General features: G+C 54.1%; 20 protein-coding genes. 12 read left to right on the forward strand and 8 right to left on the reverse strand.

Translation table 11 applies throughout. The features are described 5' to 3' along the window. Position 1: 1 nt before the first annotated feature. From METLA_RS0102840 to METLA_RS0102855, 4 genes are all read right to left on the reverse strand, one after another. Positions 2 to 730 carry an SDR family NAD(P)-dependent oxidoreductase gene (locus METLA_RS0102840; RefSeq protein ID WP_024297112.1) on the reverse strand — a complete coding sequence of 243 codons (729 nt, stop codon included), beginning with the start codon at positions 728 to 730 and terminating at the stop codon, positions 2 to 4. Further along, positions 721 to 1389, reverse strand: coding sequence for an HAD family hydrolase (locus METLA_RS0102845; RefSeq protein WP_024297113.1), 669 nt, complete (start codon positions 1387 to 1389; stop codon positions 721 to 723). The genes METLA_RS0102840 and METLA_RS0102845 overlap by 10 nt, the downstream gene beginning before the upstream one ends. Positions 1390 to 1395: 6 nt before the next feature. Further along, a complete protein-coding gene (gene ubiG, locus METLA_RS0102850; RefSeq protein ID WP_024297114.1) occupies positions 1396 to 2103 on the reverse strand; it encodes a bifunctional 2-polyprenyl-6-hydroxyphenol methylase/3-demethylubiquinol 3-O-methyltransferase UbiG in 708 nt (235 codons plus the stop codon). 155 nt (positions 2104 to 2258) lie between these two features. Further along, positions 2259 to 3569 carry a TRZ/ATZ family hydrolase gene (locus METLA_RS0102855; RefSeq protein WP_024297115.1) on the reverse strand — a complete coding sequence of 437 codons (1311 nt, stop codon included), beginning with the start codon at positions 3567 to 3569 and terminating at the stop codon, positions 2259 to 2261. A gap of 59 nt (positions 3570 to 3628) precedes the next feature. Between METLA_RS0102855 and mtnA the strand changes: the two genes are divergently transcribed. Together mtnA and cysZ are read left to right on the forward strand one after the other, a co-directional pair. Then, entirely contained in the window at positions 3629 to 4669 is a 1041-nt protein-coding gene (gene mtnA, locus METLA_RS0102860; RefSeq protein WP_024297116.1) for an S-methyl-5-thioribose-1-phosphate isomerase, read from the forward strand. A gap of 30 nt (positions 4670 to 4699) precedes the next feature. Continuing rightward, on the forward strand, positions 4700 to 5446 hold the full coding sequence (gene cysZ, locus METLA_RS0102865; protein WP_024297117.1) for a sulfate transporter CysZ: 747 nt from the start codon (positions 4700 to 4702) through the stop codon (positions 5444 to 5446). A 34-nt stretch (positions 5447 to 5480) separates the two neighbouring features. On the opposite strand, the gene METLA_RS0102870 is transcribed toward cysZ, so the two are convergent. Then, positions 5481 to 5795 (reverse strand): H-NS histone family protein, encoded by a 315-nt coding sequence (locus METLA_RS0102870; protein WP_024297118.1) that lies wholly within the window; start codon positions 5793 to 5795, stop codon positions 5481 to 5483. Positions 5796 to 6206: 411 nt separating this feature from the next. Next, positions 6207 to 6893, reverse strand: coding sequence for a DUF2914 domain-containing protein (locus METLA_RS0102875; protein ID WP_084480046.1), 687 nt, complete (start codon positions 6891 to 6893; stop codon positions 6207 to 6209). Between the two features lie 163 nt (positions 6894 to 7056). Between METLA_RS0102875 and METLA_RS0102880 the strand changes: the two genes are divergently transcribed. From METLA_RS0102880 to METLA_RS0102905, 6 genes are all read left to right on the forward strand, one after another. Next, the gene (locus METLA_RS0102880) at positions 7057 to 9882 is read left to right on the forward strand and encodes a 2-oxoglutarate dehydrogenase E1 component (RefSeq protein WP_024297120.1); all 2826 of its coding nucleotides are present in this window, start codon (positions 7057 to 7059) and stop codon (positions 9880 to 9882) included. A gap of 1 nt (position 9883) precedes the next feature. Beyond that, positions 9884 to 11113: a 2-oxoglutarate dehydrogenase complex dihydrolipoyllysine-residue succinyltransferase gene (odhB, locus tag METLA_RS0102885; RefSeq protein ID WP_024297121.1), complete on the forward strand. Its 1230-nt coding sequence runs from the start codon at positions 9884 to 9886 to the stop codon at positions 11111 to 11113. Position 11114: 1 nt separating this feature from the next. Further along, positions 11115 to 12560 carry a dihydrolipoyl dehydrogenase gene (lpdA, locus tag METLA_RS0102890; RefSeq protein ID WP_024297122.1) on the forward strand — a complete coding sequence of 482 codons (1446 nt, stop codon included), beginning with the start codon at positions 11115 to 11117 and terminating at the stop codon, positions 12558 to 12560. Positions 12561 to 12584: 24 nt separating this feature from the next. Then, positions 12585 to 12773 (forward strand): hypothetical protein, encoded by a 189-nt coding sequence (locus tag METLA_RS23115; protein WP_024297123.1) that lies wholly within the window; start codon positions 12585 to 12587, stop codon positions 12771 to 12773. Between the two features lie 719 nt (positions 12774 to 13492). Then, positions 13493 to 13891, forward strand: a complete 399-nt coding sequence (locus METLA_RS0102900) for a hypothetical protein (protein ID WP_024297124.1) — start codon at positions 13493 to 13495, stop codon at positions 13889 to 13891. Positions 13892 to 13937: 46 nt separating this feature from the next. Then, positions 13938 to 14432: a hypothetical protein gene (locus tag METLA_RS0102905; protein WP_024297125.1), complete on the forward strand. Its 495-nt coding sequence runs from the start codon at positions 13938 to 13940 to the stop codon at positions 14430 to 14432. A 230-nt stretch (positions 14433 to 14662) separates the two neighbouring features. Here METLA_RS0102905 and METLA_RS21705 read toward each other — a convergent pair whose 3' ends face one another. Further along, complete coding sequence (locus METLA_RS21705; protein WP_152539358.1) at positions 14663 to 15163, reverse strand: IS630 family transposase; 501 nt, start codon at positions 15161 to 15163, stop codon at positions 14663 to 14665. Then, on the reverse strand, positions 15091 to 15564 hold the full coding sequence (locus METLA_RS0102915; protein ID WP_024297126.1) for a helix-turn-helix domain-containing protein: 474 nt from the start codon (positions 15562 to 15564) through the stop codon (positions 15091 to 15093). Before METLA_RS0102915 ends, METLA_RS21705 begins: the two co-directional genes overlap by 73 nt. A gap of 313 nt (positions 15565 to 15877) precedes the next feature. Between METLA_RS0102915 and METLA_RS0102920 the strand changes: the two genes are divergently transcribed. From METLA_RS0102920 to METLA_RS0102935, 4 genes are all read left to right on the forward strand, one after another. Then, positions 15878 to 16438, forward strand: a complete 561-nt coding sequence (locus METLA_RS0102920) for a hypothetical protein (protein ID WP_024297127.1) — start codon at positions 15878 to 15880, stop codon at positions 16436 to 16438. Positions 16439 to 16537: 99 nt separating this feature from the next. Next, the gene (locus METLA_RS0102925) at positions 16538 to 16984 is read left to right on the forward strand and encodes a hypothetical protein (RefSeq protein WP_152539359.1); all 447 of its coding nucleotides are present in this window, start codon (positions 16538 to 16540) and stop codon (positions 16982 to 16984) included. A gap of 71 nt (positions 16985 to 17055) precedes the next feature. Then, positions 17056 to 17208 (forward strand): hypothetical protein, encoded by a 153-nt coding sequence (locus METLA_RS22875; protein ID WP_161635377.1) that lies wholly within the window; start codon positions 17056 to 17058, stop codon positions 17206 to 17208. 1115 nt (positions 17209 to 18323) lie between these two features. Next, positions 18324 to 19571, forward strand: coding sequence for an autotransporter outer membrane beta-barrel domain-containing protein (locus tag METLA_RS0102935; protein WP_084480047.1), 1248 nt, complete (start codon positions 18324 to 18326; stop codon positions 19569 to 19571). Positions 19572 to 19652 lie beyond the last annotated feature (81 nt).

Consider the following 19652-nt stretch of genomic DNA (forward strand, 5'->3'; position numbering starts at 1 on the left):
GTTAGAGATGAAAGGTGCGCGCATCGATGATTTGGCCGTTCACGCCGATGCTTTGCGAGCCGAAAAGATAAAGGTAAACCGGCGCAAGAGACTCCATGGAAGGAAACCTGCTGTTGTCCACGCCCGGATAGGCTTTTTTGTGCAGCGGCGAATCGACGGGGCCGGGCACCATGATATTGACCCGGATTTTGCCGAAGGTTTCGACTTCCTCGGCCAAGATGTGCGCCAGTCCTTCCAGCGCGCATTTGGACACGCCGTAGGCGCCGGAATAGGCCGGGGTGTTGCGGGCGGACGAGTCGGAGGTGAACACGATCGAGGCGTGCTCGCTTTTTTGCAGCACCGGCAACAACACCCGGCAGAGCAGGAACGGGCCGTTCAGGTTTACATTCAAGGCATGGCCCCATTCCTTGGTGCCGAGCAGCGACAGCGGGGTGAAACCGCTGAATTCGACCGCCGAATGCAGAATGCCTTGCAGCGCGCCGTATTTTTCCTCGATCCGATCCGCCAGTTCCTGAAAATCATTTTCAGTCGCGCCGGCCAGGTCGAACGGGTACAGGATCGGCTCGGGCGCGCCGGCCTCGACAATCTTGTCATAAACCGCTTCGAGTTTCGGAATCTTGTTGTCGAGCAGGATCACATGCGCGCCGTGCTTGGCCAGGGCCAACGCGGCGGTCGCGCCGAGACCGCCGCCTGCGCCGGTAATCAAAATCACTTGTTTGCTCAGCGGCATAGATGCGCTCCTATCCAGTCGGTAATTTGCAGGGGCGATTCGATCACCGCGTCCGCGCCCCAGGTTTCCGGCAGGTCGCCGGGTTTCAGGTAGCCGTAGCGCGCGGCCAGCGTTTTCATGTTCGCGTTTTTGCTGGCCGCGATGTCGTGGCTGGCATCGCCGATATAGACGCAGCGCTCGGGGGCGACGCCGGCCTGCCTGCAGGCGGCCAGCATCGGTTCGGGGTGCGGTTTTTCGAAAGCGGTCGTATCGCCGCTGACGATGCAGGCGGCCCGGCCGGTCAGCCTCAATGCCGCCATCAAAGGAGTCGTGAAGCGCTGGCGCTTGTTCGTCACCACGCCCCATTTCAATCCCTGCGCCTCGATCTTGTTCAGGGTGTCTTCAATGCCGTCAAAAAACACCGAGTGATCGGCGATGTGGTTTTCATAGCAATCGAGCATCGTGGCGAGCAATGCTTCCTCGGTGCGCTGATCGACCGCTTCGGTCAGGCTGGCCGCGATCATCGCGCGGGCGCCGAACGAAATGAACGGCTTGACCTCGCTCTGGCTGGCCTCCGCAAAACCATGCTGAAGCAGGGCGCTATTCAGGCAGTGCAGCAGGTCCGGCGCGGTATCGACCAGGGTGCCGTCCAGATCGAACATGACGCAGCGAAGTCCCATTGCCGCTTACTCGGGACGCCGGAAGGCGGCGATATAGTTCACGTCGATGTCCTTGCCGAGACTGAAGCGCTTGCTGAACGGACTGTATTCGATGCCGACCATGCCTTGCAGTTCGAGGCCCGCGTGGCGCGCCGACTGGCACAACTCGGACGGCTTGATGAAGGTCTTGTAGTCGTGCGTGCCTTTCGGCAGCATGTTCAGCACATGTTCGGCGGCAAAGATCGCCAGCAGATAGGCTTTCGGCTTGCGGTTCAGGGTCGAGAAAAACACCATGCCGCCCGGTTTGACCAGGGTCGCGCAGGCGTTGATGATAGAGCCGGGATCGGGCACGTGTTCGAGCATTTCCATGCAGGTCACATGGTCGAAGCCGGCCGGCTGCTGCGCGGCCAGATCTTCGGCGCTGATTTTCCGGTACTGCGCGCGCACGCCGGATTCCAGCCCATGCAGGTCGGCGATGTCGATCAATTCTTCGCTCAGATCGATGCCGAGTGCGTCCGCGCCTTCTTTGGCCAGGCCTTCGGTCAGAATGCCGCCGCCGCAGCCGATATCGACGATGTGCGCGCCGGCAATGTTGATAAAGTTCCGGATGAACTGGATACGCAGCGGATTGATGTCGTGCAGGGTCTTGAATTCGCCCTGCGTGTCCCACCAGCGCTCGGCTTTCGAGCCGAATTTGTTGATTTCGTGCAGATGCACGTTAGTTGAAGCAGTCATAAACGGTCGGATGATGGCTATAGTTTAGTATTTTACTAGGTTAATAATTTTGGGCAAATCAATTCTTAGGTGGGAGCGACGCCTACGTCGCGACTTGGCTCTAATCGCGACGTGGGCGTCGCTCCCACCATTGACTTACCTCACGACAGAATAAATCAAGCGCTTAGCCGCTGCCGCCACTGACCGATTTTTTCGGTCAATGCGGCGAGATCGATCGTGGTCAGCTCGCGGTGTTTCAGCAGGCGTTTGCCGGCGACCCAGACATCGCTGACCTGACGGCGGCTGGCCGCATAGACGATCTGCGAGATCGGGCAATACAGGGGCTGGGTTTCGAGTTCGCTCAAGTCGACCGCGATCACGTCGGCCGCCTTGCCGATTTCGAGCGAGCCGGTTTCCCGGTCGATGCCGATCGCCTTGGCGCCATTGATCGTCGCCATCTTCAAGGCCGTCATCGCGGGCAGGGCGCTCGCATCGTTCGCGACCGCTTTCGCGAGCAGCGCGGCGGTGCGCATTTCGCCGAATAGATCGAGATCGTTGTTACTGGCCGCGCCGTCGGTGCCGAGCGCGACGTTGACGTCGCGGGCGAGAAGCTCCGCGACCGGACAGAAGCCGCTGGCCAGTTTCAGGTTCGACTCGGGGCAATGCACGACATGCGCGCCGCTGTCCCGGAGCAGGTCCATTTCTTCGCCGGTCAGTTGCGTCATGTGCACCGCCATCAGCGACGGCGTGACCAGGCCCAGTTCATTCAGGCGCTGCAGCGGCCGCATGCCGGTTTTGGCCTGTTCCTGTTCGACTTCGTGGCGGGTTTCATGCACATGCATGTGCACCGGCAATTCCAGTTCGTCCGCGAACATGCGGATTTTCTTGAGCGGCCCGTCCGAAACCGTGTAAGGCGCATGCGGCGCGAACGCGGTCGTGATCAACGGTTCGTGGCGTAATTGATCGTGCAGTGCGAGGCCTTTTTCGATATAGGCGTCGCCGTTTTCGGCCCAGACGGTCGGAAAATCGACCACGATCAGGCCGATGCTGGCGCGGATGCCGTGCAGGATCGCCTGTTGCGCCGCGACTTCCGGGAAGAAATACATGTCCTGGAAACAGGTCGTGCCGCCGCGGATCATTTCGGCGATCGCGAGCTCCGTTCCGTCCCTGACGAAGGCTTCGCTGACCCAGCGCTGTTCGAGCGGCCAGATATGATGCTGCAGCCAGTCCATCAGATGCAGATCGTCCGCGATGCCGCGCAGCAGCGTCATCGCGGCGTGCGTATGGCAGTTGATCAGACCCGGTAGCAGCGCATGATCGGCGAGCTCTTCGACATGAGTTGCGGTGTATTTTTGCCTGGCCAGTTCGGTCGGCAACAGGTCGACAATCCTGCCGCCGTCGATCGCCAGGCTGTGGTGTTCGTAGGTTACGGATTCGGGTTCAACGGGTATAATCCAGCGCGCGTGGATCAGGGTATCGACTTGCATGAGTGTTCCTTGAATCAAGCCGGGAATTATAACTTTTTACCAACCTATTTGACCAAATAATGACGAAACAAATGAGATTATCTGTCGAAGCCTTGAAATGGGCCGGCGCTAAATTGCAGGTTCTGGATCAAAGAAAAGTGCCTGAACAGATCGTTTATCAGGATTTTGACACGGCAGCAGGCGTCAGCGAGGCGATCGCCTCGATGCGCGTGCGCGGCGCCCCGGCGATCGGCATTGCCGCGGCCTATGGCGTGGTGTTGTCGGTGCTGCGGCATACCGGTGAAAAGGCGCCGGATTGGCGGGCCAGGGTCGATGCCGATATCGACATGCTGGCCAAATCGCGGCCGACCGCGGTCAATTTGTTTTGGGCGTTGAACCGGATGAAGGCGGTGCTCGATGCGTCTCCCGCCGAACCGTTGGCGGCGGTTGTGGCCGAGGCCGAGCTTATCCATGCGGACGACATCGCCGCGAACCGGGCGATGGGCGAGCGCGGCGCGGATCTGATCGGCGGCGTCAAAGGTGTTTTGACGCACTGCAATGCCGGCGCCCTGGCGACCGGCGGCTACGGCACCGCGCTGAGCGTGATCCGTAGCCTGTACGCCCGTCAGGCGCTCAAGGTCTTTGCCGGCGAAACGCGGCCCTGGCTGCAAGGCGCGCGCCTGACCGTCTGGGAATTGTCGCAGGACGGGATCCCTGCGACCCTGATCGCCGATTCGGCGGCGGCCTGGCTGATGCGCTCCGGCGCGATCGACTGGGTCATCGTCGGCGCGGACCGAATCGCGGCGAACGGCGATGCGGCGAACAAGATCGGCACGTATGCGTTGGCGGTGTTGGCCAGGCAGCACGGCGTCAAGTTCATGGTGGTCGCGCCGAACTCGACGATCGACTGGACGATAGCGGACGGCAGCTGCATCGAGATCGAAGAGCGCGACCCGGCGGAGCTGTTGCCGGCCTGTTACCGCGAGCAGGAAACGCTGGTCAATGCCTGGAATCCGGTCTTCGACGTGACGCCGGCGGACTTGATCAGCGCGATCGTGACCGAAAGCGGCGTGGTATTGAATCCGACCGCCGAAAGCATGGCGCGGTTGAAAATAGTCTAATGCGCAATTTAAATCTTGGGGGTATTGCTGATGGCATTCGTTCAACGAGGAAATAATCCGTTACTGGCGATCAAATCTTTCGCGCAGGGAGTCGGCCTGCTGGGTAATCCGAAATTGCGAAAATTTGTCCTAATTCCGGTTTTGATTAATTTTTTAGTGTATGGCGTCGCCTTCGCGCTCGGTTATTACTATCTTGCCGATATCATCGACCAATTCATTCCGGGCTGGCTGCAATGGCTGCGCTGGATATTATGGCCGCTGTTTTTTATCAGTTTCTTTATCGGCGGATTCTTTACCTTTACGGTGCTGGCCAATTTAATCGCGGCGCCTTTTTACGGCATGCTGTCGGCGGCCGCGTTGGCGATACTCAGCGGAGAGTCGGCAACGATTACCGAAGCGCCCTGGCCAAAGGTGATCAAGGCCGAATTGAAACGAGCGGCCTATTTGGGAAGTCGTGCCATACCGCTGGTGATATTGTCGATTATTCCGGGTATTAATGTGCTTGCGCCGGTATTGTGGGCATTATTCGGCGCCTGGGGCATGGCATTGGAATATATGGCTTATCCGCTGGAGAATGCCGGTATCTTGTTTTCCGAGCAACGCAAGTTGATCGGCAGTGTCCGCTGGGGGGCTTTGAGTTTTGGCGGGCTGGCGGCGGCAGGGCTGGCATTGCCGCTGATTAATATCGTCGTGGCGCCGGCGGCGGTGATTGGTGCGACGATTTATGTGCGCGAACTCGAAACTAATCGAGCGCAGACGGATATTGAGGCGGCCTGAGGCCGCCTCAATAGGATCAAGTTAACGAATACCGTTAAACTTTAAACTCGGAGCTGTCGTGGCCCTGGTCGATCAGGGCGCGCAGCCATTTCGGCATCATGCCGCGGCCGGTCCAGATTTTATCGGGATCATTAGGATGGCGATATTTGACCGGCACTTTAACGCCTCTGCGAGGCGATTTCTTATCGATTTCGGTAATTTCTACCGAAACATCGATCGAGGCTGCCAGTTCTTTAATCTGGGCAATAATTTCCTTGCGGTGATTCACAAGTTTGTTTTTCAATGCCTTCTCGGCATTGTCGATAACGGTTTGTAATTCGTTCAAGGAGAGGTTCTGATAATCGTTCATAATTTTGATAGGGCATAAAAATTCAACAAGCGCTGAATTATAACATAAGTAATAACGGACTTTAAATACCCTATTATAATTTTAGGGCTATCAATAACGCCAGTCATCAGTATTTATTTGGAAAACTTGACCGTTCTCAATACCAAAGACTCTTTTCGGTATTACTTTGTTCAATAGTCATGCTGGATGAGGCGAGTGTGGAGGGTTATTATTCGACAAGCGAGATTTCGTATTGGGCGCATGGCTTAATAATTTAAGCGCGCATTAATGTTGTTATGCTAAGAAAATATATTCATGACCAAGTCCAGGGTTTTATAACGCCACCCGTAATACTTCAACGCATCAATGGACAGCACTCGATAGCCGTTCCAAAAGAAAAACGCGCTTGATTGTCAATACCGGAGAATAGGTTTATTTCGCGGAAACGGTAAACTGCATTTCATTCATGATGCCGCCTTGATCATCGACCGCGCGCACGGACCAGTGTCCTTGATCTTCCGGACCCAGTTGGCGTTGGCTGGAAGTGCGCCATCTTGCCGCGGAGATTGTCATGGGGTGCCGTAGAATCAGTTGGCCGTCCTTGCGCCATTCATGAAACAGGGTCTGATCCGTCTTGCCCCTGACTTCGGTAAAATAATGCACCAGAACCGGCTGAGTGCGGCTGACGCTGACGGTCGATCCGATCAAATCGGCGGGTTCCTTGTCGACGATGCGGTAGGCGAGTGCAGTCCGGCGCACTCTGCCGCCCTGACTCGCTTTGACTTGTTCCGGTGGCGATGGCTTGGCCTCGATTGTGGTGCCGGCGGCATCGGGAGTCGAAGCGGCAACGGGCGTCTCCTGCGGTTTGGCCGCGGAAGCGGGAGGGGGCGGCACGGGCGCTTCAATCGGGCTTGAAGGAGCCGCATTCCGTACGTTGTCCATATCACGCGATTTGCCGCGCAAAACAAAGTACAGCGCCCCCAGCAACAGTATCAGTATGGTTAGCGCGCCGGCTATTCTTTTAACATTCCATTCTGTTATTATTCTCGGCTGAGATTCCGCTCCGGCATTAGGGGGCGTGTATTTGACTTTGATTACGATGTTTTTCGAGTCTGTCATACGGTTTATCGATCGGGCTTTGAGCTAAACTGTTTTCGGGGTCCTGCGCTTGCTTTTTTAGTTAGCAAACACCGCGCATGCTGGTAATATACCACTACGCTATCTCGCGCGAATAGTTATCTGGACCGACAGACATTTACGCTCTTCCCATCAGGACACCGTCATGGCCTCGCTGCTTGAACAATTCCGGGAAACTTCCTCGCTGTACGGAAGCAACGCCTGGTTCATCGAAGATTTATACGAACGTTATTTGAAAGACCCGGAATCGGTCGATCCCGATTGGCGGCAGCGTTTTCGCGCGCTGCAGAACGGCGCCGGTTATGAAACGCCGCACAGCCCGATCGTCGAGCGTTTTGCCGAACTGGCGTTGAAATCGCAAGGCCGGCTCGCGCAATTGCAGGGCTTCACCGAAGAGAGCGTCAAGAAACAAGCGGCCGTGGCGCGGCTGATCAATCATTACCGGGTGCGCGGCCATCAAATCGCGAATAATAATCCGCTCGGGACGACCCTGCCATCGCCGCCCGACCTGGACCCGGCCTTTTACGGCCTTTCCGAGCCGGATATGGACACCTGGTTCGATACCGGCATTTTGCACGGCGTCGATCGCCTGCCGCTGCGCGAGATCATCGCGAACCTGAAAGAGATTTATTGCGGCAGTATCGGTTCCGAATACATGCACATCGCCGATACGCCGACGCGGCGCTGGCTGATCAGTCGGATGGAAAATGCGAAGGGCAACCTGACCCTGGACCCTGAAAAACAGCGCTGGGTTTTGAAGCTGCTGACCGCGGCCGAAGGCATCGAAGTCTATCTGCATAACAAATTCGTCGGCCAGAAGCGCTTTTCGCTCGAAGGCGGCGAGTCGCTGATCCCGGTTCTCGACGAGCTGATCATGGGATGCAGCACCAAGGGCGTCAGCGAAATCGTGATCGGCATGGCGCATCGCGGCCGTTTGAACGTGCTGGTCAACATTCTCGGCAAGAGCCCGGCGCAGTTGTTCGACGAGTTCGCCGGCAACTGGGCATCCACGCCTGGCGTTAGTTCGGGCGACGTCAAATATCACATGGGCTTTTCGTCCGACATCGACACGCCGACGGGCCCTGTGCATTTGACGCTGGCCTTCAATCCCTCGCATCTGGAGATCATCAATCCGGTTGTCGAGGGTTCGGTTAGGGCGAGGCAGGACCGCGCCGGCATCGACGGCAAGGAGTCGGTCATTCCGGTGTTGATTCATGGCGATGCGTCGTTTTCGGGGCAGGGCATCGTGATGGAAACGCTGAACATGTCGCAGACGCGCGCGTTTGAAACCGGCGGCACGATCCATATCGTGATCAATAATCAGATCGGCTTCACGACCAGCAATCCGAAAGACGCGCGTTCGACGCTGTATTGCACCGACATTGCCAGCTTGATTCAGGCGCCGGTATTTCATGTGAACGGCGACGATCCGGAAGCGGTGGTCTTCGTCAGCAAGCTGGCGCTCGATTACCGGATGACCTTTAAGAAGGATGTGGTGATCGATCTGATCTGCTACCGGCGTCTGGGCCATAACGAGGCGGACGAGCCGGCGGCGACGCAACCGGTGATGTACAAAAAAATCCGCAGCCTCAAAAGTACGAGAACCTTGTATGCGGAGAAATTGATTGCCGAAGGCGTATTGACCGCCGAAAAAGCCGCCGCGATGGTACTGGATTATCAGCGCATGCTCGACGAAGGGCTGGTGGTGTCGCGGCCGCTGTCGCAAAATCCGAAATATTCCTATACCCATCAGTGGAATAATTTTCATGGCCGGGATTGGGAGGTGCCGGGCGATACGGCCGTGTCGCTCGATCGTTTGCGCTATTGCAATGACCGGATGCTGCGTCTGCCGGCCGGTTTCGAACTGCATCCGCGCGTCGCCAAGGTGATGGATAACCGCCGCAAGATGGCCGCCGGCGCGTTGCCGCTGGACTGGGGCTTTGCGGAAAATATGGCTTATGCGACGCTGTTGATGGAAAAATATCATGTGCGTCTGACCGGACAGGACGTCGGCCGCGGCACCTTCGTTCACCGGCATGCGGTGCTGCACAACCAGCAGAAGAAAGAAGAATATATTCCGCTGCGCCATCTCGACAAGGATCAGGGGCGCGCCGATATTTACGACTCGTTGTTGTCGGAAGCCGGCGTGTTGGGCTTTGAATACGGCTACAGCACCACGATGCCGAATACGCTGACGATATGGGAGGCGCAATTCGGCGATTTCGCGAACGGCGCCCAGGTGCTGATCGACCAGTTCATCAGTTCCGGCGAAACCAAGTGGGGGCGTTTGTGCGGCCTGGTGCTGCTGCTGCCGCACGGCTTCGAAGGCCAGGGTCCCGAACATTCGTCGGCGCGGCTGGAGCGTTATTTGCAACTGTGCGCCGAGCACAACATGCAGGTCTGCACGCCGACCACGCCCGCGCAAATCTTTCATCTGCTGCGCCGCCAGTTGGTCCGGCCTTACCGGAAGCCGTTGATCGTGATGAGCCCGAAAAGCCTGCTTCGGCACAAGCTCGCGGTATCGACGCTGGAAGATTTGACCGGCGGCTATTTCCAGACCATCATCGGCGAAGTGGACGGCATTGATCCGAATCAGGTGACCCGTTTCGTACTCTGTGCGGGCAAGGTTTATTACGATCTGCTCGAAGCGCGCCGCGAAGCCGATCTGAAACATGTCGTGATCGCGCGTATCGAACAGCTTTACCCGTTTCCGAATGACCAGTTCAAGGCGGAGCTGGCCAAGTATCCGAACCTGGAAGAGTTTGTCTGGTGCCAGGAGGAGCCGAAGAATCAGGGCGTCTGGTATCAATCGAACCATCACTTCCATGACAATCTGGCGCCGCATATCCGCGTCAGTTACAGCGGGCGCGAAGCGTCCGCGGCGCCGGCGGTCGGCAATTTTTACGTTCATATTAAGCAACAAAAAGCCGTCGTCGATTCGGCTTTGTACGGTAACCCAGCAGGAAATTAACATGAGCATTGAAGTCTTAGTCCCCAACTTACCGGAATCGGTCGCCGACGCCACCTTGATCAATTGGCACAAGAAGCCTGGCGACACGGTCGTCAGGAATGAAAATCTGGTTGATCTGGAAACCGATAAGGTTGTGCTCGAAGTCCCCGCTCCCGAATCCGGCGTGCTGGCCAGTATCCTGAAGGAAGACGGCTCGGTGGTAATCGCCGGCGACTTGCTGGCGGTGATCGAAGCGGCCGGCAGCGCCGCCGCTGCCGCACCCGCCCAAACGTCCTCAAAGCCTGCGGAAACGCAGCATGAGGCGGAGATGCCGTTGAGTCCGTCGGTCAGGCGCCTCTTGCATGAAACGACGCTGAATCCGCAGGAGATTGCCGGCACCGGCAAGAGCGGCCGCATCACCAAATCGGACGTGCTCGACCATCTGAAAAAGCAAACCGTTCAGGAACCCGAACCGGCCGAACCGAAAGCGCCCGTTGCGCCGGAGCCGCCGCAACCGAAAGCGGCCGAGCGCAGCGTTGGCGTTTCGAATCTGCGCCCCGAACAACGGGTGCCGATGACCCGGCTGCGCGCGAAAGTCGCCGAGCGTCTGTTGCAGGCGCAGCAAAACGCGGCGATGTTAACCACGTTCAACGAGGTCAACATGCAGAGCGTGATCGATCTGCGCAACCAGTACAAGACCCGGTTCGAACAAAAACACAATGCCAAACTCGGCTTCATGTCGTTCTTCGTGAAGGCGTCGATCGAGGCACTGAAGAAATTTCCGGCGATCAATGCCTCGATCGACGGCAACGACATCATCTATCACGGTTACTACGACATCGGCATCGCGGTCTCGACGCCGCGCGGCTTGATCGTGCCGGTGCTGCGCGACGCCGATCAACTCGATTTTGCCGGCATCGAAAAAACCATCGCCGATTTCGGCGAGAAGGCGCGCTCGGGCACCTTGACCTATGAAGATTTGCAAGGCGGCACCTTTACGATCACCAACGGCGGCATATTCGGCTCGATGCTGTCGACGCCGATTCTGAATCCGCCGCAATGCGCGATTCTCGGCATGCACGCGATCAAGGAGCGCCCGGTCGTCGAGAATGGCCAAATCGTGATTAGACCGATCATGTATCTGGCGCTGTCTTACGATCACCGTCTGGTGGACGGCAGGGAAGCGGTGCAGTTTTTAGTCACGATCAAGGAGTGTCTGGAGTCGCCGGCCCACTTACTGTTGAACATTTAATATGCCGAAACCACTAGCGAAATACGATGTGATCATCATCGGCGCGGGCCCGGCCGGTTACGTCAGCGCGGTGCGCTGCGGCCAGCTGGGATTGAAAACGGCCTGCATCGATAGTTTGAGCGACAAATTTGGCCGGCCGAGTCTGGGCGGGGCTTATCTGAATGCCGGCTGCGTCGCGTCGATGGCGCTGCTCGAGTCGGCAAAGTTGTATCATGCGCTGACCGCCGATTTGGCGCAGCACGGCATCCGCGCCGAGAATATCGCGCTCGATGTCGGGCAGATGGTCCGCCGCAAGGATCAGATCGTTGCGGAAATTAACAGCCATATCGCCGGCCTGTTCAGTCATCACAATATCGACCATATTCACGCCAGGGCCAGATTGCTGCAGTCAGGCCACGTCGAAGTCGTCCCGGCTGACGGCAGCGCGCCTGCCTGTCTGACTGCCGAGCACATCATTCTGGCGACCGGTTCCGCGCCCTTGGAATTGCCTTTCGCGCCGATCGACCACGAGTACATTATCGATACCAGCGACGCGTTGAACCTCGATTCGGTGCCGAAACGCCTGGCGATCATCGGCGCCGGCATCAAGGGGCTCGAAATCGCCAGCATCTGGAACCGGCTGGGTTCCGAGGTGATATTGCTCGAAGCGCAGGAAAGCTTCTTGAACCTGCCGGATCAGCAAATCTCGCGCGAAGCCTACGCCATTTTCACCGGGCAGGGCATGGAAATGCGTCTCGGCGCGCGCGTGATTTCGGCCAAGAAGGGCAATCAGGAAGTCATGATCGAATATCAGGATCATGAAGGCTCCCATACGCTTTGCGTTGACCGTCTGATCGTCGCGATCGGCCGCAAGCCCAGTTCAGAAGGACTGACGGCGCCCGAAGCCGACCTCTTGCTCGACGATTCGGGTTATGTGCATGTCGACGAAAATTGCCGCACCAATCTGCCCGGCGTTTATGCGATCGGCGATCTGACGCTGCTTGGCCCGATGCTTGCGCATAAGGGCATCGAGGAGGGCGTTTTCGTGGCCGAGGAAATTGCAGGCCTGCAGCCGATGATCAATTACGATCTCTTGCCGAGCGTGATTTACACCGAACCCGAGATTGCCTGGGTCGGGCAGACCGAGCAGACGCTGCGGGGGCTCGGCGAACCGTTGAAGATCGGCGTTTTCCCGTTCAGCGCCTCGTCCAGGGCGCTGGCCATCGGGCGCAGCGAAGGCCTGGTCAAGATCATCGCGCATGCCGAAACCGACAGGATTCTCGGCGTGCACATGATCGGCGCGGGGGCTTCCGAACTGATCGCCGAAGCGGTGCTGGCGATGGAGTTCTCGGCCAGCAGCGAAGACCTGGCAAGGACGATCCATGCGCACCCGACGCTGTCCGAAGCGCTCTACGAAGGCGCGCTGGCGTTAAGAAAAATGGCGCTGCATTTGCCGATGGGCAAGTGACGGCGGGTTTTTGTCTCACGGCCGATGGTATGGTCATCCGTTCTCGAGACGCTGTTTAAACGGCTATTCTGGACCAGCGCCTTGGCGTTGCTGTACGCATATAAGGACAGGAGCCAGATCCTTCCTATTACGCTCGCAAAATGGCTGGCGCTCGGCTCGGGCATCGGCTTTCTGATTATGCTGCCGATCGCGCCTTTTAGAACGAAGCGTTGAAATACAAAGGATGCTGTTAACTATAAGCGCTTAGCAACAAGTCAGCAGGTACATGAAATCTGACTGTTGCCGGATTTACTGGATCTCCAAGAAACTAATGCATGCGAACTTTTTGCAAGGCACTTAACTTCCCGTCCGGAACGATTTTTGTGTTTTTGATGAAATCTGCTGCACATTTGCGGCGCAATATACTGGTATCGTCGCTTATTATCCATTAATGCTCATAAAATAATAACTACCATAAGGAAGTTGTTTTGACGAAATCCTTAATTCAGGCTAAATGATTCTGCCCTGCGCTATTGCTATAATGCTGCGGTTTAATTTTGTCCTTGACGTTAGCTGTGCCCTAGGTGATTTTCCAATATATATTAGGGTAAGAGTTTAGCAATAAATCAACAGGTATATGTGGCTTTGTCACCTTTTGTTGTTTGATTGACCAGAAAACAATACCTACCAATTTTTTGTTAAGTACCTATGCATAAATATCCAGTCAGAGTTTATATGCATATCATTGTTTTTATTATAAAATATTGCAAGGCATTCTGAAAAATACCGGGTTTATTTTGCACATGTACTTATGCGCTTATAAAGGTGTTGTATTTACCTAGTTATAATATTCTCGCGTACATGAATGAATTCAGAGCAATTTTGTATTTTTATGGTTCATTGGGCAGCTGGATGACGCAATGTTTTTCGTCATTAGAACTAAAGGAGATTAGATGTCAGACCAAGTTGAGAAGGCCTACGATGATGTAAGAAACCTTGCTAAGGACTATTTTGGCATAGGTGATTCGGAGTCTGAGACGCTCATGAAGCTCGCAAAGCGATGTGCGCAAACAGCAGGCGTGCCTATGGCAGGAGTTGGTGCAGTAGCTCTAGCCGGTGTCTCATCTGTCACGATTCCATTAGTAGGTGCTGTGCCCGGCTATCTTGCAGGCGCTCTAGCTGGCTTTGTCGGAGGCACCACTGCATGCATGATCGCTCGAAGATCAAGTGCAGAGCAAGTAAAGCAAATCCTAGGGCAAAGCGGTATGACAGAACAGAGCTTTAAGGATGAAGTTCGTAAACTTATCTCCGTTGCAGAAAAGAAGGCCGGCTATTGCTCGAATGCGAGTTAACCAAAAATTAGGCTGAAAATACACCACAAGAGGTAAACATATATCTATGAAGCTACCAAAGCCTACATTTTGGCAAGATGAAGGATTTTCTGAGCAACCTGAAGAGCTTACGGCCAATGGCGGAGAAGTGGTCTTCCGCGCCTATGGTGGTACATCCCGAGTACTAGGTAACTGTTTTTTCACCCCTGCAATAGCATCTGCGCCTATCGGTTATTGGACGGCGGAACTCTTGGAAATGGAACTTAACGCCTCATTATGGGGCAACAATTTCGAAGGTATCACTAAGTTCCAAATGATTAAGGGTGCCAAATATAGAATTGGACCAATTGCACACGACAACTATGTAGGGCTCGACAATGAGCGTAGGTTTTATCAACGTGCCTTCTTTACTCCATCAGGAATCTTCAAACAAGTGACGTTTATTGTTGGAGAAAATCGGGATTTATCTGCTTGTGTAAAGCAACTGGGATCTCCGTTTTCAATTTCTGCTGGACGGTATGCGAGGGAGGCGTCAACACGTGCCAAGAAATATCGCCAGTAGCCTACAATCTAGGTGTTCCAGTCAATTAATCAATCAATGCTGTCGCTGAGAACTAAAACAATTGACCGGTTCGGAGAAGTGCCGATGCCGCAAAGCCCGTTCGCAACGCAATCACCTCGCGTGCTGTTAAGCGTCCCTCAAAAAGTCAGCTTGTATAAGTTGCCGAACCCTTCTCCGATTTCGTCGATGGCCCGTTCCAGCTCATCCGGCGTATACAGTTTGAATTTGAGCTATTCATATTTCATCTTGTGCCAAAGCAATTCAATCCGGTTCAATTCGGGGCTGTAAGGCGGCAGGAAATAAAATCGCATGCCTTTTTCTTCCAATAAGTCCCAGTAAGGTTTCAGTTTTTTGGCGGTGTGGATGGACGCATTGTCCAGGATCACCACCAAAGGCTTGCTGACCTTATCCAGCATGGCCATCAAGAAGGCAAAGAACCACAACCCATTGATGCTCTGCCACAGTTTTGCCATCACCAGTTTTCCCGATGACAGCATGGCCCCAATCACATTCAGTCGTCGCCCCCGTTTCGCCGTGACGGTATGGGTTTCGCCCTTTTTCGTCCAGGCGGATCGGTTGGGCGGTTGCGGCGCAAACCCGGCTTCATCGACATAAGCCAGCTCGATCGTGCCGACCTTTGCCTGGACGATGAGCTCGGCTATGTCGCGCTGGGCTTGTGCGAAGCGCTCGGGGTCGCGCTTTTTTTTAAACTGTAGCGCGTCCGTTTCCAGACATACCCCATGCGTTTCAACTCGTTACGCAAGGTATTGGCGCTAAGGCGAATGCCGCATTCGGTTTCCAGGCGATCGACCAAGACCCGGCAGGTTAACGGTTCGGCCTCGACCCACGCCTTTAACCGGGCCCGGTGTTCATCACTCAACTTGCTCGGCGCTCCGCTTCGCGCTTGATCGGGGAGGCTGGCAAAACCGGCTTTGAACCATTTGCTCCGCCGTTCCCGGATCGTCTCCGGCAACACCCCTTGCTTTTCCGCCACTTCGAACGTCGTATGACCTTCGGCGAGCAGTAAAATCGCTTGGGCACGTTCTCGTTCGCGCCAGTCGCTGCCTTTTTTGACGATGATTTCGAGCAACTCCCGATCGGTGTCGGTCAGTTCAACACGGACAACTCGCATTTCCTTCCTGGGCTGGCTTCATAAATCTTTACATTCTAAACACCAGACGATTTTTTGTTAAGAGCTTACCACGTGTGGATCACATTGAAAGTCAAAGCAAGCCCACTGAATAAGACCCTCTATCAGGTCAGAGCTGACTTGTTTTCCGACTATTTGCTGGCTGAGTTGCGTAATCCCAGAATTCAGGCGTATGCCGCTAGCTAGTGAAAGTCCTAAGACTAAATCCTTAATTCAGGCTAAATGAGTCTAATAGAGGCGAATGCTATAATTTTAGCTAGGTCCTTATCCCTTTACTCACTGGTGGTGGTTCGCAATGAATTTGGTACAGCAGTTCGAAATGCTCGGAAGGAAACAATTAGCAATCCAGGAAGGAATCGATCTATTGCGGCAGATCCAAATCGATCTTTCTCGTGCGCGAGCAGCAGCCGATGCCTGGGGTGTCGCGGCCGTGATGTCCAATGTCACATTGATTCCCCTCAACATCATTGTCAATGCGTTCGAACTGAAAGCTGCGAACACAGCCTATCAGGTTCTAGTGCGGCAGCTATATGGGAAGTTTGGAAAAAGCGGAACCCGATTAGATGGACAGGCAAAGACAGCCTTGTCTTTGCTTAAGCAAGCCATCACGGAGGAGCTGAAGCGTAAGGCCATGACTGAATTCGTTCCAGGCGTGAACATCCTCATTGGCCTAGCGGAGGACTCCATGGCTGCCTGGCAAGCCATTCAGCTAGTTGACTCCGGAAGCCGAGAGATATCGATACGCGCTAATGATCTTGAGAGAAAGATCGTCATTGCAAATCAGCAACTTATGCAGCTTGGCATCAAGAGAGCAGACATACTTGGTCGTATGCAAGTTTATGGGCGTACTGCGTAAGCATGGCTTAAGAGGACGTTCCGGCCGACCGTCATGGTGGCGCCTGACTCCAGAATTGGGCGCCACTTAATCGTCATCGTTGTGAAGTTGGAGCTTAGTATGCCAATCATTACCGGACAAACCGCATGTCAAATTTCTGCTACCGGACTCGGTGCTGTAGTCGGAGCGATTAGTACGGGAGGTAATGCGCTCGCGATTCTAGTGACGGGCGGAGCAGGTTACCTACTTGGCCGAGTAGTTTGCCGAATACCTGCGATTGAAAGAGCATTCGATAGGGCAGTCGGTGCGGGCGATTGGAGACAGTTCGAGCAAGTGCTGGCCGATCCAAAGGTCCGAGAGCAAGCCGTAGCAGCCATTTCGGATGAAACGAGTGTCTCGCAGCAACAAGGAGAGCAGATTTGGGATGCCATTGTTTTGCGTCTTGTGTCCGACCGAAATGCGCTGGTCGGTTCAGGTGAATTCCACGCTGCACGTCATCATCCTCCAACAGGAAGTATTAAGCACGGAATCTCCGCCATCACGCTGGTTGTAAGTGGTCAGTCTTGAGGCTCGCAAACGATGACTAGCCATTCCATGCTGACTCCTAACGTCAAATATTAGCCCCAAAAAGAGCGGCCATGCCATTGCAACAGCCTACAAAAGAGCTTTTACGCTTCTTACAGAAAAATCCGCATATTCGAGCGAGGATCGCTGCACCGGCAAACGGCACACTGCTCTATGCCGGTTCTTTCTTCAAACCAACTGGAGGAGCTAAAACGCACTTCTCCTGAAGTTTTAACAAAACAGCTCTTGCCGGAGGTGCTCGCAAGGATTACTACACCTGGTTAACCATACCCCACACTGCTTGCTTGGGCGAAGTCGATCGACAACCTTTTTCCATGGAAAGAGAATGGCTTCATTGCATGGCGTGCGTTGTCAGGTATCTATGCGTCTAAAGCTATTGGATCTGTATCGTTCTATATCGGCTCTGGGGTTAGCAAGTCCAACAAGGTGTTTGCGGCAACTGAGATTCCGGTCTTGTTAAGAAATCCCCATGTTGACCCTGTCACAAAGGACATTCTTAGTTATTACCAGCGTTGTATTCAGTCCGGTCAGACTGCTATCAACTTCGGCTTTATAGGGGGCTAACTTGCCGTTGGTTTTCTTTACTTTGATGCGTCGGGAATCATCCCAGGCATTTCAGGCTTCTGGCTAGGGCTGCTTCTCATTGGTATTAGGTAAATCAGTGACTTGTGCTATCCAAGAAAGCCAAACTAACCTAGCAAAGAAAGGGCTGGCCGTTTCTGGAACTGTTGCAACGGCATCGGGTTCTCATGGATAGAACTATTGAGTTTCGCTGCTGGGCAAACGCTGAAGTCGTCGAGCTATTGAAGGTGGCTGGCACGGCGCCAACATGGCTTCAATGTACGTCGCTTTGACCATGGCAGAGAAAGTCGTTTCGGCAGCAGGACTTGCTGATGGCAATCGCTGTAGCTGCCAATGCTCCACCCCATGTAATTGCGCCAACACAGCACTCCAGTAAGTAGTTGCAATAAAGCATCTCACCCTCATAGTGAACAACATTCCGATGCAGTGTGATCTTGTCGGCCAGGTTGCGGGCGAAAACGCCATGCCGGGTGAAACCACGATCCTTCTGCTCCTGCGTCTATTGGAAATCCATCTGATGACGCAGACTCAGAGCATTCTTAACCGCCGATAGCATAAGATGGCTTCGCAGCAACTGAACCATGCCGCTGCCTGAACAAAATCAGGTGCTGTGAAAATTCTTTATGGGATATGGTATGAAAAAGTAACTCACAAGTGTTGGCTAATTCAGGCTTCGCTTAATTAATAGTTAACATGAAAATTATAAACTAATCACATTTTTATGTCCTAGGGAATTACTATGTTTTTGGATCACTCAGTTGTAGTTAATAAAAACGGCACATCTTCTTTGCGGCCAGACTATAAATTGGCTGTTATTCTGCTATCGCTGGGCTTGATGGGTAAGGCTGAGGCAGGCAACACATTACCCCCCGATATTTTGGAGGGGCTAGGGGGGAACTCTGAAGTCATTGACTCATTAACTCCGGGGCAAATAGCTGGTCAGGTTAACTCCTCTTTCAGCCAATCTGGTGGTCAAAACTCGATTGTGTCGCGACGCTTGCTTGAGATTCGCAAACAAATAAAAGAAGGTGAGAGTTCAGATGGAGTTAAGGTCAGCTCAAATGGGCTGTTAAGGGGGCAAGCATTGGGGGGGGCTGCGGGTGATACTGTATCAGCGGGAGGTTTGCTTGATGACCGGCTGGGTGTCTATGTCACCGGCCATTTTAGTAAAGGCGATCGTATCAGCACCGAATGGGAAAAAGGCTTCGATACGGATAATGCCGGCGTCCTGTTGGGAGCAGACTATCGATTGACCGATCGGATTGTATTGGGCTCCGCCTTTGGGTATACGGATGACAAATCTCAATTCTTTCATAATCAAGGTCATTTGATCAATAGAGGCTATAGCGGCTCTATCTATGGCTCTTATAACATAACGGATAATTTGTATTTTGATGGCGTGTTTACGTATACTCACAACGACTATGAATCAGTACGAGAGCTAATATTTCCTGACGAACAAGGGCGTCTGATTACCGGAAGCGCTAGTTCATCGCCTCAAGGTGATCAACATCGTTTCAGTTTTGGCGCAGGCTATGACTTGCCGATGGGGAGCTGGACTGTTGGGCTGAGGGCGCGCACAGAGTACGGTCGCACCAATATTAATGCCTATTCGGAGGAGGGGCAGACGCCTTATAACTTGCTCGTAGACAAGCAATTCAACGACTCAGTCCTTACTGATTTAGGTTGGCAGATCAGTTATGCTTATAGCACGCCTTTTGGCGTCTTGCAGCCGCAATTGAACTTAGATTGGGAGCACGAGTTCAAGAATAATAGTCGCGATATTGTGGTTCATTACAATGACTTCAATAATCTTCCCTCTACTTTAAGAACTAATAATCCGGATCGCGATTATTTAGTCTTTCGAGCTGGTATGAGTGCGATTTTGACTCATGGCATCTCTTCTTTTGTTCAATATGAAACCCTGCTGGATCACCGCTATGATACGCTTCACACTGCTAGTTTAGGGGTGCGATGGGAATTCTAAATTCATGATGTTTTAATAAGCGTCCAGTAAAAAAATAATTTCCATATTTGAAGTTGACCTGCCTGATTATTTAAAATCAGG

The sequence above is a fragment of the Methylomicrobium lacus LW14 genome, from assembly GCF_000527095.1.
Taxonomy (GTDB): domain Bacteria; phylum Pseudomonadota; class Gammaproteobacteria; order Methylococcales; family Methylomonadaceae; genus Methylomicrobium; species Methylomicrobium lacus.

Excerpts from the sequence above, each read along its gene's own strand:
- METLA_RS23115 (WP_024297123.1), top strand. The coding sequence starts at position 12,585 with ATGGTATGGTCATCCGTTCTCGAGACGCTGTTTAAACGGCTATTCTGG.
- METLA_RS0102870 (WP_024297118.1), bottom strand. The coding sequence starts at position 5,795 with ATGAACGATTATCAGAACCTCTCCTTGAACGAATTACAAACCGTTATC.
- cysZ (WP_024297117.1), top strand. The coding sequence starts at position 4,700 with ATGGCATTCGTTCAACGAGGAAATAATCCGTTACTGGCGATCAAATCT.
- mtnA (WP_024297116.1), top strand. The coding sequence starts at position 3,629 with ATGACGAAACAAATGAGATTATCTGTCGAAGCCTTGAAATGGGCCGGC.
- METLA_RS0102935 (WP_084480047.1), top strand. The coding sequence starts at position 18,324 with ATGTTTTTGGATCACTCAGTTGTAGTTAATAAAAACGGCACATCTTCT.
- METLA_RS0102875 (WP_084480046.1), bottom strand. The coding sequence starts at position 6,893 with ATGACAGACTCGAAAAACATCGTAATCAAAGTCAAATACACGCCCCCT.
- METLA_RS0102880 (WP_024297120.1), top strand. The coding sequence starts at position 7,057 with ATGGCCTCGCTGCTTGAACAATTCCGGGAAACTTCCTCGCTGTACGGA.
- METLA_RS0102920 (WP_024297127.1), top strand. The coding sequence starts at position 15,878 with ATGAATTTGGTACAGCAGTTCGAAATGCTCGGAAGGAAACAATTAGCA.
- odhB (WP_024297121.1), top strand. The coding sequence starts at position 9,884 with ATGAGCATTGAAGTCTTAGTCCCCAACTTACCGGAATCGGTCGCCGAC.
- METLA_RS0102855 (WP_024297115.1), bottom strand. The coding sequence starts at position 3,569 with ATGCAAGTCGATACCCTGATCCACGCGCGCTGGATTATACCCGTTGAA.
- METLA_RS0102845 (WP_024297113.1), bottom strand. The coding sequence starts at position 1,389 with ATGGGACTTCGCTGCGTCATGTTCGATCTGGACGGCACCCTGGTCGAT.
- METLA_RS0102915 (WP_024297126.1), bottom strand. The coding sequence starts at position 15,564 with ATGCGAGTTGTCCGTGTTGAACTGACCGACACCGATCGGGAGTTGCTC.
- METLA_RS22875 (WP_161635377.1), top strand. The coding sequence starts at position 17,056 with ATGCCATTGCAACAGCCTACAAAAGAGCTTTTACGCTTCTTACAGAAA.
- lpdA (WP_024297122.1), top strand. The coding sequence starts at position 11,115 with ATGCCGAAACCACTAGCGAAATACGATGTGATCATCATCGGCGCGGGC.
- METLA_RS0102925 (WP_152539359.1), top strand. The coding sequence starts at position 16,538 with ATGCCAATCATTACCGGACAAACCGCATGTCAAATTTCTGCTACCGGA.
- ubiG (WP_024297114.1), bottom strand. The coding sequence starts at position 2,103 with ATGACTGCTTCAACTAACGTGCATCTGCACGAAATCAACAAATTCGGC.
- METLA_RS0102905 (WP_024297125.1), top strand. The coding sequence starts at position 13,938 with ATGAAGCTACCAAAGCCTACATTTTGGCAAGATGAAGGATTTTCTGAG.
- METLA_RS0102900 (WP_024297124.1), top strand. The coding sequence starts at position 13,493 with ATGTCAGACCAAGTTGAGAAGGCCTACGATGATGTAAGAAACCTTGCT.
- METLA_RS0102840 (WP_024297112.1), bottom strand. The coding sequence starts at position 730 with ATGCCGCTGAGCAAACAAGTGATTTTGATTACCGGCGCAGGCGGCGGT.